The organism is Pseudonocardia broussonetiae (genome assembly GCF_013155125.1).
Lineage (GTDB): Bacteria > Actinomycetota > Actinomycetes > Mycobacteriales > Pseudonocardiaceae > Pseudonocardia > Pseudonocardia broussonetiae.
The window spans coordinates 6,840,275-6,854,786 of sequence record NZ_CP053564.1 but is presented as its reverse complement, the minus strand read 5'-3'; the positions used below and the strand labels follow the sequence as shown (position 1 = coordinate 6,854,786).

16 protein-coding genes and 1 pseudogene are annotated in these 14,512 nt (G+C 70.1%); 10 read left to right on the top strand and 7 right to left on the bottom strand.

Annotated features, from left to right (window positions below):
• Window positions 1-980 precede the first annotated feature (980 nt).
• On the top strand, window positions 981-1,424 hold the full coding sequence (locus HOP40_RS33050) for a histone-like nucleoid-structuring protein Lsr2 (protein WP_172167000.1): 444 nt from the start codon (window positions 981-983) through the stop codon (window positions 1,422-1,424).
• A 115-nt stretch (window positions 1,425-1,539) separates the two neighbouring features.
• On the opposite strand, the pseudogene HOP40_RS36250 reads toward HOP40_RS33050, so the two are convergent.
• A pseudogene (locus HOP40_RS36250) lies at window positions 1,540-1,671 on the bottom strand (flavin reductase); the annotation flags it as partial.
• On the opposite strand from HOP40_RS36250, the gene HOP40_RS36245 reads away from it, so the two are divergent.
• Entirely contained in the window at window positions 1,654-1,875 is a 222-nt protein-coding gene (locus tag HOP40_RS36245; protein WP_240157405.1) for a hypothetical protein, read from the top strand. The pseudogene HOP40_RS36250 and the gene HOP40_RS36245 overlap by 18 nt on opposite strands.
• A gap of 65 nt (window positions 1,876-1,940) precedes the next feature.
• Here HOP40_RS36245 and HOP40_RS33040 read toward each other — a convergent pair whose 3' ends face one another.
• From HOP40_RS33040 to HOP40_RS36240, 3 genes are all read right to left on the bottom strand, one after another.
• Window positions 1,941-2,708, bottom strand: coding sequence for an SDR family NAD(P)-dependent oxidoreductase (locus HOP40_RS33040; RefSeq protein WP_172166998.1), 768 nt, complete (start codon window positions 2,706-2,708; stop codon window positions 1,941-1,943).
• Between the two features lie 14 nt (window positions 2,709-2,722).
• Entirely contained in the window at window positions 2,723-3,817 is a 1,095-nt protein-coding gene (locus HOP40_RS33035; protein WP_172166996.1) for an LLM class flavin-dependent oxidoreductase, read from the bottom strand.
• A gap of 155 nt (window positions 3,818-3,972) precedes the next feature.
• Window positions 3,973-4,716 carry a GlcG/HbpS family heme-binding protein gene (locus HOP40_RS36240; RefSeq protein ID WP_240157404.1) on the bottom strand — a complete coding sequence of 248 codons (744 nt, stop codon included), beginning with the start codon at window positions 4,714-4,716 and terminating at the stop codon, window positions 3,973-3,975.
• Window positions 4,717-4,738: 22 nt separating this feature from the next.
• On the opposite strand from HOP40_RS36240, the gene HOP40_RS33025 reads away from it, so the two are divergent.
• Both HOP40_RS33025 and HOP40_RS33020 read left to right on the top strand, forming a co-directional pair.
• Window positions 4,739-5,602, top strand: a complete 864-nt coding sequence (locus tag HOP40_RS33025; protein ID WP_240157403.1) for an isocitrate lyase/PEP mutase family protein — start codon at window positions 4,739-4,741, stop codon at window positions 5,600-5,602.
• A 325-nt stretch (window positions 5,603-5,927) separates the two neighbouring features.
• Window positions 5,928-6,710 carry a 2-keto-4-pentenoate hydratase gene (locus tag HOP40_RS33020; RefSeq protein ID WP_205347010.1) on the top strand — a complete coding sequence of 261 codons (783 nt, stop codon included), beginning with the start codon at window positions 5,928-5,930 and terminating at the stop codon, window positions 6,708-6,710.
• Between the two features lie 12 nt (window positions 6,711-6,722).
• On the opposite strand, the gene HOP40_RS33015 is transcribed toward HOP40_RS33020, so the two are convergent.
• Both HOP40_RS33015 and HOP40_RS33005 read right to left on the bottom strand, forming a co-directional pair.
• The gene (locus HOP40_RS33015; RefSeq protein WP_172166993.1) at window positions 6,723-7,535 is read right to left on the bottom strand and encodes an IclR family transcriptional regulator; all 813 of its coding nucleotides are present in this window, start codon (window positions 7,533-7,535) and stop codon (window positions 6,723-6,725) included.
• 198 nt (window positions 7,536-7,733) lie between these two features.
• Complete coding sequence (locus tag HOP40_RS33005) at window positions 7,734-8,837, bottom strand: ROK family transcriptional regulator (RefSeq protein ID WP_172166991.1); 1,104 nt, start codon at window positions 8,835-8,837, stop codon at window positions 7,734-7,736.
• 131 nt (window positions 8,838-8,968) lie between these two features.
• Here HOP40_RS33005 and HOP40_RS33000 point away from each other — a divergent pair, with 131 nt between their 5' ends.
• The 5 genes from HOP40_RS33000 (at window position 8,969) to HOP40_RS32980 (ending at window position 12,388) form a co-directional block, all read left to right on the top strand.
• Window positions 8,969-9,442: a DUF6197 family protein gene (locus tag HOP40_RS33000; RefSeq protein ID WP_172166989.1), complete on the top strand. Its 474-nt coding sequence runs from the start codon at window positions 8,969-8,971 to the stop codon at window positions 9,440-9,442.
• Window positions 9,442-10,353, top strand: a complete 912-nt coding sequence (locus HOP40_RS32995) for an SDR family NAD(P)-dependent oxidoreductase (RefSeq protein WP_172166987.1) — start codon at window positions 9,442-9,444, stop codon at window positions 10,351-10,353. The genes HOP40_RS33000 and HOP40_RS32995 overlap by 1 nt, the downstream gene beginning before the upstream one ends.
• Window positions 10,354-10,592: 239 nt before the next feature.
• Window positions 10,593-10,973, top strand: coding sequence for a DinB family protein (locus HOP40_RS32990; protein WP_240157402.1), 381 nt, complete (start codon window positions 10,593-10,595; stop codon window positions 10,971-10,973).
• A gap of 280 nt (window positions 10,974-11,253) precedes the next feature.
• Window positions 11,254-11,817, top strand: coding sequence for a hypothetical protein (locus tag HOP40_RS32985; protein WP_172166985.1), 564 nt, complete (start codon window positions 11,254-11,256; stop codon window positions 11,815-11,817).
• 109 nt (window positions 11,818-11,926) lie between these two features.
• Entirely contained in the window at window positions 11,927-12,388 is a 462-nt protein-coding gene (locus HOP40_RS32980; RefSeq protein WP_172166983.1) for an ArsI/CadI family heavy metal resistance metalloenzyme, read from the top strand.
• Window positions 12,389-12,452: 64 nt separating this feature from the next.
• Here the strand turns inward: HOP40_RS32980 and HOP40_RS32975 are convergent, their stop codons facing one another.
• Window positions 12,453-13,061 (bottom strand): sigma-70 family RNA polymerase sigma factor, encoded by a 609-nt coding sequence (locus HOP40_RS32975; protein ID WP_172166981.1) that lies wholly within the window; start codon window positions 13,059-13,061, stop codon window positions 12,453-12,455.
• Between HOP40_RS32975 and HOP40_RS32970 the strand changes: the two genes are divergently transcribed.
• Window positions 13,012-14,448 (top strand): PucR family transcriptional regulator, encoded by a 1,437-nt coding sequence (locus tag HOP40_RS32970; protein WP_172166978.1) that lies wholly within the window; start codon window positions 13,012-13,014, stop codon window positions 14,446-14,448. The two genes, HOP40_RS32975 and HOP40_RS32970, sit on opposite strands and share 50 nt — an antisense overlap.
• Window positions 14,449-14,512 lie beyond the last annotated feature (64 nt).

Genomic DNA, 14,512 nt, shown 5'->3' with positions numbered 1-14,512 from the left:
CCGATTCTTACATGGATCTGTGGAGTCTAATGGAGGTCACGCATATAAATAGAAACGAACCTACTTTGATGACGCGTGATGATATGTCCAACCTTGCTATCGAGATGAAGCGATGGTACTTTCGCAACGGGAATGGCCTTCTCATCTCGAACTCGTGTCGCGTCATCTTTTTTGTCGTTTACCACAATCTGAGGGCGACTAGGGACCGCGTCCAGCCGTCCCGGCTGAATGCCCAATTGATGCGATTGTCGGCGGACGACGCAGAGCGAATGCAAGCCTGCGCATGCAGTAGGCAAGCGTCGCGTCTGCGCGCTCAGATGAAGACTGATCTCGGTGCATATCGCGGAATGCGCCACTTGCGAGGCGTGACTCGGGACGAACGCGAACTGTTCGCATCGGCCGGCATCAAGATCGGGTTTCCAAGTTGGACCGGCGCGGAGGAGGAGAACTGCTTCTGTGGCTTTTGCGAGCGAGGGCTCACGGTAGTCAATATTCTCAGGAGGAGGCTCACTCGCCCTTCTGTGTGAAATCCACAGAGGCGCGGCCGCTCGGGTGTGGAGCTCGCGCTCCGCGTCGGCGTTGACGGCAAGGTGCACGCTAAATCGTAGGTGGATGACGCTATGAATCACATCTTGGCGCGGCGCCTGCTCGTCGGAGTAGCGCCCATGGCAGTCCGTCGAGAGCGCGCCGTACCTGCTCGCGGCACTCGGTGGGCATCGTTCGGCGCTGATCGGTCATCGGCGCGGTGCCGTCGATGTCTACAGGGTGCACGCTCCAAGAGTGGGTGTGTTACCCAGCAGCGGTGGTGAAGCCGTTGGATGATTGCGGTGGATGGGGCACTGAGGCGCGTCGCGCGTCACGCCGGAAACCGCCGTCTGCTTCAGCGAGGCGTTGCGCACAGAGGACCGACTCGGCTCGACAGGCCGCGTCGGTGATCCTATGTTGACGCAGTTCCAGTAGGACGACCGAACGGAAGCGTAATGGCGAAGCAGGTAGTGGAAACGCTCGTCGATGACCTGGACGGCAGCGAGGCAGCCGAGACGGTGTCGTTCGCGATCGACGGACGGCAGTTCGAGATCGATCTCAGTGCAGCGCACGCGTCCGAGCTCCGTGATGTCGTCGCCCCGTTCGTCGGAGCGGCACGCCGGGCAGGTGGTGGGCCGGGTCGCAGGAGCTACCAGCGCGCGAGTTCGAGGTCGGCGGAGAGGTCGAAGGAGGAGAACGCTGCGATCCGGGCATGGGCGATGCAGAACGGCCTGGAGGTCTCGGAGCGGGGGCGTCTGTCGTCCGCGGTGCTGACGGCCTACGAGAACCGCGAGACCACGTCCGCTGCCGAGCCCGACACAGCTCCTGCTGATGCGCCGGTGGCCGAGGCGGAGAAGCCGAAGCGACGTAGCCGCAAGAAGGTCGCCGTCGACGCGTGACCTCGAAGGGACGGGGGTCAGCCGCCGTTGACACCCGGGGTCGGCGCCGAGATCGAGCACCCCGTCCGACGACGATGGGGTGGGCCCCGCCGGGGAACTCGTCGGTGAGCGTGCAGTCGACCCAGGCCGTCACGCCGTCGAGCCGTGGCGCGCCGGACGGGGTGGGCTCCCAGTCGATCCCGGCGAACGTGGCCCCTCCGGACCGGGCGAACGCCGTGCTCAGCTCCTGGTGTCCGTCCGCGAGCACGTTCACGCAGAGGACCCGCACTCGCGCATCCGCGGCCAGGTCGTCGAGGTCCGCGCCGGGCTGAACGACTACGCCCGTGGCGAAGTGCCCCATCACGTCCCGCAGCCGGGACGGGAACGCGACGTGCGCCTGATCGTCGTGGCGGATGCCTACCGTTGCTCCTCCTCGTGCGTCGATCCGTGGACACCGGCCGGCGCCCGGTGAGCCGGTCGCCCGGCACCGCGACGGACACCGGCCGGTGTCGGGGAAGCGCGTGTGCTCGTCGAGCGTCAGCGCGCGGTGTAGCCACCGTCGATCGGGATGGCAGCACCCGTCATGAAGGTCGATTCGTCGCTCGCGAGGTAGACGGCCAGCGTGACCACCTCCTCCGGTCGACCGAACCGGTTGACGAAGTGCTCTGCGGCGTTCGCCTCCATCGCCGCCGCGGCGTCCTCCTCACTCAGCAGCGCGAAGAAGGCGCGGGGCATCGGGGTGTCGATGCTGCCCGGGCAGATGGCGTTGACGCGGATGCCGAGCGGGGCGAGGTCGGCGGCGGCGCCCTTGGAGAACATCGTCAGGCCGCCCTTCGCGGCGCAGTAGGCCGACATCCCCGGCAGCGCGACGAGGGCGCCTGCCGAGGCCACGTTGATGATCGACCCGCCGTCGGTCATCAGCGGGACGACCGCCTTGGTGAGCAGGAACACGCTCTTGAGGTCGACATCGTGGATCCTGTCCCACTCCGCCTCGGTGGTGTCGAGCAGCGGTTTGCCCAGGATGATGCCGTGGTTGTTGTAGAGCACGTCGATCCGGCCGTCCAGGTCGGCGCGAGCGGTGTCGCTGATCCGCCGGATCCCCTCCGACGTCGCGACGTCGGCCGCGACGAAGGTGAACGACAGTCCGTCGGCCTGCAGCGCCACCTCGAGCTTGCGGCCGGCCTCCTCGTCGAGATCGGTCCCGACGACGATGGCGCCCTCGTCGCAGAACTGCCGGCAGGCGACCAGGCCCATACCGCCCGTCGCGCCGGTGATGATCGCGTGCTTGCCGGTCAGTCGACCCATCCGTCCGTCCCCCGTCACTTCCGCAGCCCGGCCTGCTGCATCAGCGGCAGTACCTTCTCGCCGATGTAGTCGATCTCCTCCGCGTAGTTCAGGAAGCCCATCAGGACGCCCTGCATCCCGTGGTCGGCCATCTGCTGGAGTCCGTCCACCACCTGCTCCGGAGTGCCGACCAGTGACGTGGCGCCGTGCGCCAGGATGAAGCGCTCCTTGAACTTCGTCATCTGCTCCTTCCACGAGTCGCTGTCGACCCCGTGGATGGCCATCAGGTTCTGGGCGGAGACCCAGTCGGCCTTCTCGAGGATCTCGTCGTGCACGCGTCGGGCCTCCGCCTCCGTGTCGCGGCAGATCACCATCGCCGCGGTCATGGTCTGGATCTCCCGGTCGTGCTCCTCGCGGGCCGCCTTCTTCAGGGCTGCCGAATGGGCGGCCATCTGGTCGAGGTCGGAGGAGACGAAGAAGTTGATGTCGGCGTACTTGGCCGAGTAGGCCAGTCCCGTCTTCGAGTTGCCGGCATTGATGATCACCGGCCTGTCCTGCAGCGGCTTGGGCTCGGACTCGCAACCGACGGCGCGGAAGAACTTCCCGTCGACGTCGAACGCCTCGTCGCTGGACCACAGCCGCTCGACGAAGTCGAGCCACTCCGCGCCGTAGGCGTAGCGCTCCTCGTGATTCAGCAGCCCGTTCTGCATCATGGCCATCTCGACCGAGTTCCACCCCATGACCACGTTGAGCCCGAACCTGCCACCGGAGATGTGATCCACGGTCGCGGCCATCTTCGCGGCCACGACGGGGTCGAGCGTCGCGACATGGGTGGTCGCCACCACGGCGATGTTCTCGGTCGCCTCCGCGATGCCCGCAGCCCAGGTGAAGGTCTCGAGCGCACTGCCGTTGAAGTTGGTCGAGCCCCCGAAACCCTTCCAGCGGGCGATCGGCACCGTCACGTCGAAGCCCCAGCGGTCGAGGCTCTGGGCGATCTTCTTCTGATGCTCCCAGGACACTCTCAGCGACCGCGTCGCCTCGGTCATCGTGATACCGCCGTTGGCGTTCGGGGCGAACGCCCCGATCTTGAGCGGCTGGTCTCCCAGCAAGGGGGACGTGGGCTGCGACATGGCGAGGACCTCCTGACGGCGCTCTCGCGCGACCGGCCCAGCCGGTTGCGCGATGCGTGTGGGCGCGGACGGACGGCCCGCTGCGACTGGTGGAACGGGAGTTCCGGTGTGGGGGAGACGAGACCTCGTCTCCGGTGCCGAACGATGACGACCGGTCAGACGCTGTAACCGCACGCCTTCAGGGCTTCTTCGGCTACTGCCGTGTCCTGCGTGTAGTGGCCGCCGCTGACCCCGACCGCGCCGACGATCCGACCGTCGGCGACGACGGGGTAGCCGCCGCCGAAGGTGACCAGCCGCGGCGTGTGGACGATCCCGAGGCGGAGCGGCTCGTCCTCCTTGATGAGTTCGTGCAGCTGGTGCGTTGCGGCGCCGAACGCGGCCGACGAGTACGCCTTGTTCTGGGCGATGCCGATCGTCAGCTCGGGTGCGCCGTCCATGCGGACGAACGCCAACAGGTTCGCCGCCGCATCGTGCACGGCGACGCTGACCGGCAGCGCCGAGGTCCTCGCTGCCGCGATGACCGCTCGGACCAGCTCGTCGGCGCCCTCCTGCGAGAGCGTGACGACCTGACGCGTCCGGCTTCCTGTAGCGACGGTCATGCGGGCTCCTTCCTCTGCGTTGATGAGGCGGCCCGACCACCGATCCGACGGAGACGGCGCTCGTTGCTCGCGTACAAGCCGCCTGGTGGTTTCCGAAACCGCTGTGCAGGCAGGACAGTGCCAGTGGGTTTCCCTGGTGTCAATGGCGCTCCTGGCTCCGGCGATCTGCTCCGTCCCGCGTGCCAGGTGCTTGACGAGAGGTTCGACGAGTTCTAGCGTTCGCCGCACCGTGGTTTCAGAAACCACGGTGCGGTGACCGCGAGATGTCCGCGCCTCGTCGCGGGACCCGGTTCCGATCACGCCGACAGATGAGGTGCAACGAGTGGATACGACGACGTCCCCGGCCGCCGCGGCCCTGCGAGATCGCCTCGCCGCGCCCGGCCTGATCCGTGTTCCCGGCCTGTACGACGGGGTGAGTGCGCACGTGGCGCGTCGGGCCGGGTTCGAGGTGGCCTTCCTGACCGGTGCGGGCGTGTCGGCATCCCGCTACGGCGTGCCCGATCTCGGCCTGATCACCGCTACCGAGCTGGCCGACGCCGCGAACGTCGTCGGCAGGGCCTTCGGTGCGCCACTCATCGTCGACGCCGACACCGGGTTCGGCGGCGTCCTCAACGTGACGCGCACGGTCGAGGTGCTCGAACGCGCGGGAGCGGCCGCGATCATGATCGAGGACCAGGTCACGTCGAAGCGTCGCTGCGGCCACCTCTCGAACAAGGAGGTCGTGTCGGTCGGGGAGTACGTCACGAAACTGCATGCCGCCCTCGCCGCGCGGCGGGCGGGCACGCTCCTGCTGGCTCGGACCGATGCCCGCGGTCCGTTGGGGATCGACGCCGCGATCGAGCGTGCCAGGACGTACGCGGCGGAGGGTGCGGACTTCGTCTTCGTCGAGGCGCCGGAGAGCGTCGAGGAGATCGAGCGCATCCCCCAGGAGATCACCGGAGTTCCGGTGCTGTTCAACGCCGTTCCCGGTGGTCTCACACCCGAGGTCGGCGAGGCCGATCTGGAGAGGTTCGGCTACCGCCTCGTGGCGTACCCGGCCGCCCTGCTCATCCCGTCTGCGCAGACCATGGCCGACGAGCTGACGAAGTGGGCCGGGAGCGCGGCGCAACGCATCACGAGCCCCCGCGAGCTGTTCGAGACCGTGGGCCTGGACAGGTGGGCCGCCCTCGAGGAGAGCAGCTTCTGATGACGCCGCGCACGATGCTGGACGAGATCTGGGAGGCGCACGAGGTCGCCCCGGCCGGGTGTAGCCACAGGCGTTCGCGCGCTGCGGGAGGCGGGAGGCGGGCCCGACGGTTCGCCGGCGGACGGGAGTGGACCTTCGACATCCACCCGGACGTGGAGCACCGCCTGGTCAACGGTCTGGACGACGTCGCGATCACCCTCCGCGATCACGTCCGGGGGCATCGCGTCGTTCGAGGCCCGTCACGACCTCCATCCCCGTTCCGACACCACTGCTCTCCGACCGACCCCTGCCACCGGAAGACCGCACCGAGAGACGAGGTCGCCCCATGTCCTCAGCCACCACCGACCGGATACGCATGCTCGCCGACGAGCTGGAACGGGCCGAGACCGATGCCCGACCGGTGCAACCGCTCTCCGAGCGGTTCCCGGACCTGACCGAGCACGACGCGTACGCCATCCAGGACCTCACGCTGCGTCGCCGCCTCGCTGCGGGGGCGACCGTGAGCGGACACAAGATCGGCCTGACCTCCGAGGCCATGCGCCGCCAGCTCGGGGTCGCCGATCCGGACTACGGGTACGTGCTGTCGTCCCGGGTGCTCCGCTCGGGCGACCGCTTGGCCGCATCCGGTCTGATCGCCCCGATGATCGAGGCCGAGCTCGCGGTCGAGCTCTCCCGCGACCTCGACGCGCCGGTCGGCGTCGCCGACGTCGCCGCGGCGACGGCGGCGGTGCACGCGTCCCTCGAGGTCATCGACAGCCGCGTGCGGGACTGGCGGATCCGGTTGGTGGACACGGTCGCCGACAACGCCTCCTGCGCCCGGGTGGTGCTGGGCTCCGCGACCACGACACCGCCGTCGTTGGCCGCGGTCGAGCTGCGGCTGCGGCGCAACGGCGAGCTGGTCGCGACCGGGCGCGGCTCGGACGTGCTGGACGACCCGCTGAACGCCGTCGTCTGGCTGGCCAACACCCTCCACCGCTTCGGTCGCACCGTCCGCGCCGGCCAGATCGTGTTCACGGGTTCGCTGCACGCAGCGGTTCCCGTGGCGGCCGGTGACACCGTCGAGGCGGACTTCAGCGGCATCGGCGGCGTCTCGCTCCACCTCACCTGATCGGCTTCCCCCCTACGAGGTGGTCGTCGTCGGGGTTCCGGCGAGTGCAGGATCCGCCGCAGCGATGTGTCCGAGCCGCCCCGACAGCACGGCAGCGGTCCGCCGCGTCGCCTCGACCAGACGCGACTCGGTCTGCTCGTCGAGCCGGAAGCTGGGCACGGAGAGGGCCATCGTCCCGACGACCCGGCCCGTCGACCCGAAGACGGGGCAGGCGACGGAGCTGAGGCCCTGCTCCCGCTCGTCGCGCGCAACGGCCACACCTGCTCGGCGAACTCCGTCGAGGTGCTCCGCGAGGGTTGGTTCGTCGGTGATGGTCGAGGGGGTGAATCGGGTCAGCCCTGCGCGCAGCGCGGCGTCGTGCGCTGCCGGGTCGAACGCCATGAAGGCCTTCCCGGACGCGCCGGCGTGCATCACCATCAGCCCACCCACGCGCGTCCGGCACACGATGGAGCGCAGGGACTCCACCGTGGCCACGGTGATGCGCTGGGCGCCGTTGCGGACCTGGAGGGACGCCGTCTCCTCGGTCTCGTCGCGCAGCTCCTTCAGGAGCGGGGAACCCAGGCTGATGAGGTCCGAGCCCGCCGCGGCGGACGCCGACCACGCAAGTACGCGCAGTCCTGCCCGGTAGATGTCGCCCTCGCGCTCGAGGAGGTTCTCGGCCACCAGCGACAGCAGCAGTCGTGCCGTCGTCGTCGGCGGCAACCCCGATCGCCGCTTCACCTCACCGATGTGCAGCGTGGGGTCGTCGATGGTGAAGCAGTCCATCACCGTCGCCGCCTTCGCCAGCACCTGCACCGGTGATGCGGAGTAGTCCTGTGACCGCATCGTGCGCTCCCTCGTAGTTACCACATCGTGGCTTCTCGATCCATTCTGCGGCCTCACGGTAGAACGGGCTGTTTCTCCACGTCAAGATCAGTACGTGCCGTGGCCGATCCGACCACCTGGAACGCAGGTGGCCGGTGAGCCATCGCGCGGTGGACCGCGGACGATATCGACGGTCGACGACGCCGTGGTGCCGGGCAGCTACCTCGAGGCGTTGCGCGCCAGTGCCGGTGCGCCGAGCACCTCTGCGTCGTCGAGTTCGCCGGTGACGATGTGCAGGGTGGCGACAGCGGCAGGTGAGGTTGCTGCGCGGAGGCTGTGGCCGATGCCGTCGCGGATCCTCGGGCCGATCTGGCCGAGACCGGCGTCGAGGATGACGGCGTCGGGGTTGAGCAGGGTGCACAGCGGGGACAGGGCGCGTCCCAGGGTGGCCGCGATGGCGTCGATCGCGCGGAGGCGGTCGGGCCCGTCGGCGCCGGGTTCGAGGGCGCGGAACACGTCCTGTCCGAGGATGGTGGCCAGGCATCCTCGACCGCCGCAGTGGCAGATCGGCCCGTCGGGGTGGATGTGCATGTGGGCCAGCTCCCCGGCGAAGCCGGTGCTGCCGCGTTGCAGGTGGTTGTCGATGATCAGGCCGCACCCGATGCCGGCTGCGGTCAGCTTCAGGTACATCGTGTTCCTGAACTGCCGGCCCGCGCCGAACTCGCACTCCGCCAGCGCGGCGAGGTTGGCGTCGTTCTCGACGTGCGGCTCGCGGGGGAGTTCGGCGGCGAGGTGGTCGATCACCGATGTGCTCAGCCACGGTGCGAGTCCGTTCCAGCCCGCGGAGTTCTCCGGTACGGGTGTGAGGGCCGGGCGCCGGGTGTCGGGGCGGATCGCCGCGGGGAGCCCGACGACGAGCTCGTCGAGCCCGGTGAGCGCGATGCCCCCCTTCGTCGCGGCCGTGTCGAGGCACGAGCGCAGGCTGGTGACGACGGCGCGTTCACTGCTGGCGTCGATGAGCGCGTGTGCTCGGCTGTGGATCTGCCCGCGGTAGTCCACGACGGCCGCCCGCGCCCGCGTCGGTGTGGCGATGACCACGCCGACGAGCAGGTCCGCGCCGCGGCGCGACAGCACCGTCGGGGGGCGGCCGCGGCCGCCGGCATGGCGCGGATCGGGTGCTTCGTCGACGAGCCCCTGCCCCAGTAGCCGGCCGACCACGCTGGTGACCGTGGTGCGGGGCAGCCCGAACGCTGTCGCGATCTCAGCGCGGGAGCTGCCGGGATGGCGCACCAGCCACTCACAGATGTCGGTTTCGCGGGACACCGCTTCACTCAATCAGACGATATCGACATATTCAAGCGCTGGTCATCGAGCTAGAGTGGCACTCGACCGGGCGCGCGTCAGTGTGTGCACACTGAATAAGTCGAATACGTTCTATTTGTGAGGGGCTGACCATGACCGTCGCTGTTCTGGAGTCGCGCGGTGCTGTGCTGTCGGGAACCACTGCGCCGGCCCCTCCATCGGTTCTCGGTGTCGCCGAGCAGATCCTCGAACGCGGATGGCTCCAGCACGGCTGGTACCAGCGCGAGCCGGCTCCTCTGCGGCGGCGGCTGCTGTCCGGGTCGCCCCGGCCCGATGAGGTGCGCAGTGCGTGCCTGGTGGCGGCGATCGCGGTGGCCGCGCACCGCGGCACCTTCTTCGTCGACGTCGAACGCGATGCGCTGCCGTGGATGGATCAGGTCTGGCGGGTGCTGCACGACGGCGATCCGCCGCACCGGCTGCGCCCCCGAGAGCGCATCCGCGACCTCGTCGCCTGGAACGACGAGCCGGGGCGGACCCGGCGCGAGGTCATCGCCGCGGTCCGAGCCGCCGCCACCGAGCCCCTGCGCCGCGCCACCCTCACCACGCAGACCGCACAGGAGACCTGATGACCAGCCCGGACCGGGCCCCGTCCTTCCGCCCGCTCGCGCTGGTCACCGGCGCATCCAACGGCATCGGGCTGGAGATCGCCCGTGAGCTCGCCCGTCGCGGATACGACCTCGTGGTCACCGGCCGCAGCGGACGCACCGACGAGGTGGCCGCCGAGCTGCGCCGCCTCGGTGTCCAGGCCCACCCCGTGCGCGCTGATCTGGCCGACTACGACGCCGTCGAGTCCCTGTGGGCGAGCACCCTCGCCGTGGGGCGCCCGCTGGAGCTCGCCGTGCTCAACGCCGGCATCGCTGTCGGTGGCGCGTTCGCCGACATCGATCTCGCCGACGACCTGCACCTGATCGACGTCAACGTGAAGTCGGTGGTGCACCTGGCCAAGCGCGTCGTCGTCGACATGATCCCTCGCGGGCGCGGGAGGATCCTGATGACCTCGTCGGTGTCGGCTACCCAACCCACGCCGTACGAGACGACCTACGGCCCGTCCCGGGCGTTCGTCTACATGTTCGCCGAGAGCCTGCGCGCCGAGGTCGCCGAGGTCGCCGAGCACGGCATCACGGTCACCGCTCTGCTGCCCGGTGCCACCGACAGCGACTTCCACGCCAGGGCCGGCATGCAGGACACGAAGTTCGGCGACAACAGCTGGAAGAACGACAAGCGCGAGGTCGCGCGGCAGGGCGTCGAGGCCGTGCTGGCCGGCAGGGACGCCGTGGTCGGCGGCAACCGCGCCACCAAGTTCGCCGTCCTGCGCAACCGGTTCCTCCCCGAACGCGTCAAGGCCGCTCGGCACGCCCGCGATGCCCGACCCAGCAGATCCGCCCCACCGTCGGCAACGTGCACGACTGCGGCACCCACGTCATCGCCCTCGCCCCGTCTTCCCGGCCCCGCTCCCGGAGCCACCGAGCCACGGTGAGCCCGTACCCAGGTACCCGAGGCACGACCGGGTCACGGCGGACGGCCACGTTCTCGCGTCGAGCGGGCTCCCGCGGCCGTACGATCGCCGCGGAGGCGCTCTATGGACGTGCACGAGATCAGTCATGAGATGGCCCGCGCCCAGGCCGAACTCCACGAGCTCGTAGCGGCGGCCTCGCCCGATGACCTGCGTCGCCGACCAACGGCACCCGGTGGACGAACCGGGAACTCCTGTTCCACATGGTGCTCGGCTACGGCGTTGTCAGCACCCTGCTCCCCCTGGTGCGGGGACTCGGCCGTCTCGGCCGCAGTCGCGGTGTCGCCGCAACCCTCAACGCCTGCCGTCGACCTTTCCATCGGATCAACTACCTGGGTCCGTGCGTCGCCGGCCGTCTGGTCAGCCCGCGCACGATGACGGCGGTGATGGACCGGGTCGTTCGCTCCCTGCAGCGTCGCCTCGCCGCCGAGACCGAGCACAGCCTGGCGCTGAGCATGCAGATGCCCACCGACTGGGACCCCTGCTTCACGCCCACGATGAGCGTGCTCGACGTCTACCGGTTCGGGACCCAGCACTTCGACCACCACCGGCGCCAGCTCACCCTCGCTGCGCCACGCACCTGATGTCGCAGGTGCGTGATGGCAGCCCGCGGCGGGAGTGACGTCGGGGGCTCGGCCCGACTCGCGGGTGATCGGGGCGGTGCCGGCTGACGTGTCTCCGGGGCTGACGACGAGCCCTGCCGGTGGACGCAGATGCGGAGCAGGCCCCGAGGCGCCCGCAGAGGACGCACACGACCGGCCCCGTGCGTCCACACGACCGCACGGACGTCAGCCGGTCGGACAGCCGGTGACGTCGGTCCACAGGGGATCGGAGCGCCGCTGTCGGGAGCCAGGAGGTACGACGATGCCCACGACGTCCGCTCTGAAGAAGATCATGTTCCGCACCGGCCGAGCCGCCGCGATCGCCGCCGTCACCGTAGGCCTGACCGCCGGGCTCGCCACCGCGCCCGCGTCCGCCGCGCCGACCCCGTCCGGGGCCAACCTGAAGATCACCTACGCCTACGGCTCGGGCGGGTACTACAACGTGATCATCAGCGGTCGCTTCGCGATGAGCCAGCACGACGCCGTCGGCTACATGAACAACCTCGCAACCGGCTCGCGCGCGGCGGCGGGCCAGGGCCCGGGCGGCGTCTTCTACCACGTCACCGGGGACGACTCCGGCTCGTACGACTCCGACGTGTGGCGCACCGACTTCTTCGCCGGTGCCCACAACGACGCCGGCGGCTACCTGTTCGCCGGGAGCGACGGCATCTACTTCTACCGCGCGTTCCAGGTGCACGCCAGCGTCCTCAACGAGGACAACGGCTACTGGGACAAGACCGACGAGATCTACGCCGACGCCACCTTCGTCGACGGTGACAACGGCAGCCGGCGGGCGTACAGCAACGTCGTCACCGGCCTGTTCTGACCTGGTCAGGTGCGTCCGCGCCGCCCCTCGCGCGTCAGCAGGGGAGACAGCGGGCGACGGGATCCACGGGGATCGCCGGGTCGCTGCCGGGAGCCAGGAGGTATCCACCATGTCCACCACGGAGCCGACCACACGGGTCCAGCTCGCCCTCAACGTCACCGACGTCGCAGCGGCGGCCGACTTCTACACCGCGCTCTTCGGCGTCGGGCCGCACAAGCGGCGCGAGGGCTACGCCAACTTCGAGGTGGCGGACCCGCCGCTGAAGCTGGTGCTGATCGAGAACCCGGGCGCCGGTGAGACGCTCAACCACGTCGGCGTCGAGGCGCAGGCACCGGAGGTCGTGACCGCCGCGCTGGCCCGGTTCGAGGCGGCCGGGCTGCAGACGACCGTGGCCGAGCAGGACGTGTGCTGCCACGCCGTGCAGGACAAGGTGTTCGTCACCGCCCCCGACGTGCCCCACGGATGGTGGGAGTTCTACGCCGTCACCGAGGACGACCCGGCCAACCCCGATGCGCAGTCGACCTCCGCGTGCGCGGCGGCCTGCGAGGAGGGTGGGCCCTGCTGCGGATAGACCGTCTCGCGCGTGGAGGGGCCCGCCGCATCCGGCGGGCCCCTCTCGGCGTGTGCGGCCGGGTTCAGCCGCAGCTGCAGTCGCGGCGCGGGGTGTAGTCCATCGGGACGCCGCGCGCGTCGAGGACGAGCTCGCAGCACCGCCCGAGCAGCTCGGCGAGGTGGCGGCGGCCGCGCTGCACCCGGGACTTCATGCCCGACACCGACACCCCTTCACGCTCGGCCGCGCCCGCCTGGCTCAGCCCCTCGAGCTCGGTGAGCTCCACCGCCCGGCGCTGCTCGGCGGAGAGCCCGCCGAGCAGCGGGCGCATGCAGTGCGCGAGCTCGCCGAGCACGCCCGCCTGCTCGTCGTCCGGCGCCGGGTCGGCAGGCTCGGGCGTGAGAGCCGGCAGCGGGGCCCGCCGGGCCTGCTCGCGCTCGACCCGTCGGTACTCGTCGATGATCGCGTTGCGGGTGATCCGGTACACCCATCGCACGAGGTGCTCGTGGTCTTCGACCCGGTGCAGGTTGCGGTGGATGCGCAGCATCACCTCGGCGAGGACGTCGTCGGCCCGGTCCGGGTCGAGCACCCGCCGGTGCACGAAGCGGCGCAGCTGCGTCCCGAACTCGTGCCAGATCTGCTCGGTGGTCGGCGCAGCCGCGCCGGGCGTGGTGGTGGTCGCTTCCTGTGTCATGTCCGGTCCCGTCCCGCGAAGGGCGCCCGGAGGCGGGCGCGCACCCTCGGCTGACGACGGTACCGGCGCGGGGACGCAGCACGAGGGTGGTTCGGCCGGCGAGATCGGCCGGTGCCCGATCCGCTGGTCAGGCGGTGGCCGCGTCCTCTACGGCGAGCACCTCGAACGCCGGTGTTCGCGCTCGATGCCGCTGCCTCGTCTGGCACACTGCAGCCAGGAGGCCGGGTTGGAGCAAGCAGCAGTGCGCGCCGATGCCGCCGCGCAATCGTTCCGCGACGCTGTGGCACTGCTGATGGACGACGTCGACGAACTCGTCGCGCGCACGGTCGAGAACGGCGACGAGCAACGGCCGCCGTACGCGATCGTGCCGCGGAGCGCCATCGAGGCCTCGGTCCGGATGAACCTCGAGACCGTGCGCAACTCGCTCCTCGCCGGCTCGCCCGTCGTCGACGACCGGGATGTCGAGGCCCTGACGATCCGGGTCGACGAGCGCCTCGGGCAGGGCCTCGCGGTCGAGGACGGGATCCAGGGCTGGCGCAAGTCCATCAGCGTCATCCAGGAACGGTTCCTCGAGATCGCGTCCGAGCACGGCGTCGATGCCGTCGCGGAGCTCAACGCCGTTCGCGTGCTCTGGCAGCTCAGCGACCTGATGACGAACCAGATGGCCGCGCTCTTCCGCAGCCGGCAGCTCACCGGCGCGCTGCGGCGCTCCCAGATGCGCGCCGAGTTCCTGGAGAAGGTCCTCGCCGGGGGGCTGCCGGTCTCCGAGGTCCACTCGCGGGCGGCGGAGCTCGGCCTGGACACCACCACCGACTACCTGACGGTGAAAGCCGGCACGACGCAGGGCGCATCGGTGGAGTCCCTGCGACGTCGTCTGGAATCGCGGGGGAGCGACCTGGTCGTGGTCGCCGACGGGTACTGCTTCGGGTTGCTGTCCGGTGCCGTCGGCGTACTGGGACCGGAGGACGTCGTCGCGCTCGGCCCCGCAGCACCGTTGCCCGAGGTCGCGGCCTCGTTCGAGCTCGCGCAACGCATCTACGACTGGATGGGGCGGCACGGCGTCCGCGGCCGCCGCAGGATCGAGGACATCGGCTGGCGGCTGGCGGTGGACTGGGACGAGGCCGTCACCTCGCTCCTGGTCCGCCGCTACCGGGCGCCGCTCGAGCCGATGGGCGAGTTCGGCACGCTCATCTGGCGCAGCATCCGCGCCTACGTGGACGCGGACAAGAACGTGGCCCGCGCGGCCGAGGCGCTGGTCGTCCACCGGAACACCCTCCGCTACCGGCTCGCGCGCTTCACGGAGATCACCGGGGCGAACCTGGACTCCGCGGAGACGTGGCTCGAAGTGGCCTGGGCCCTCGCCGCGGACCCGGACGAGCCGACCTGAGCCCGGCCGGGGGCAGAGCCCTCGGCCGGCCGGACCGCTGTACCGGCCGTCGACCGGACGGCCG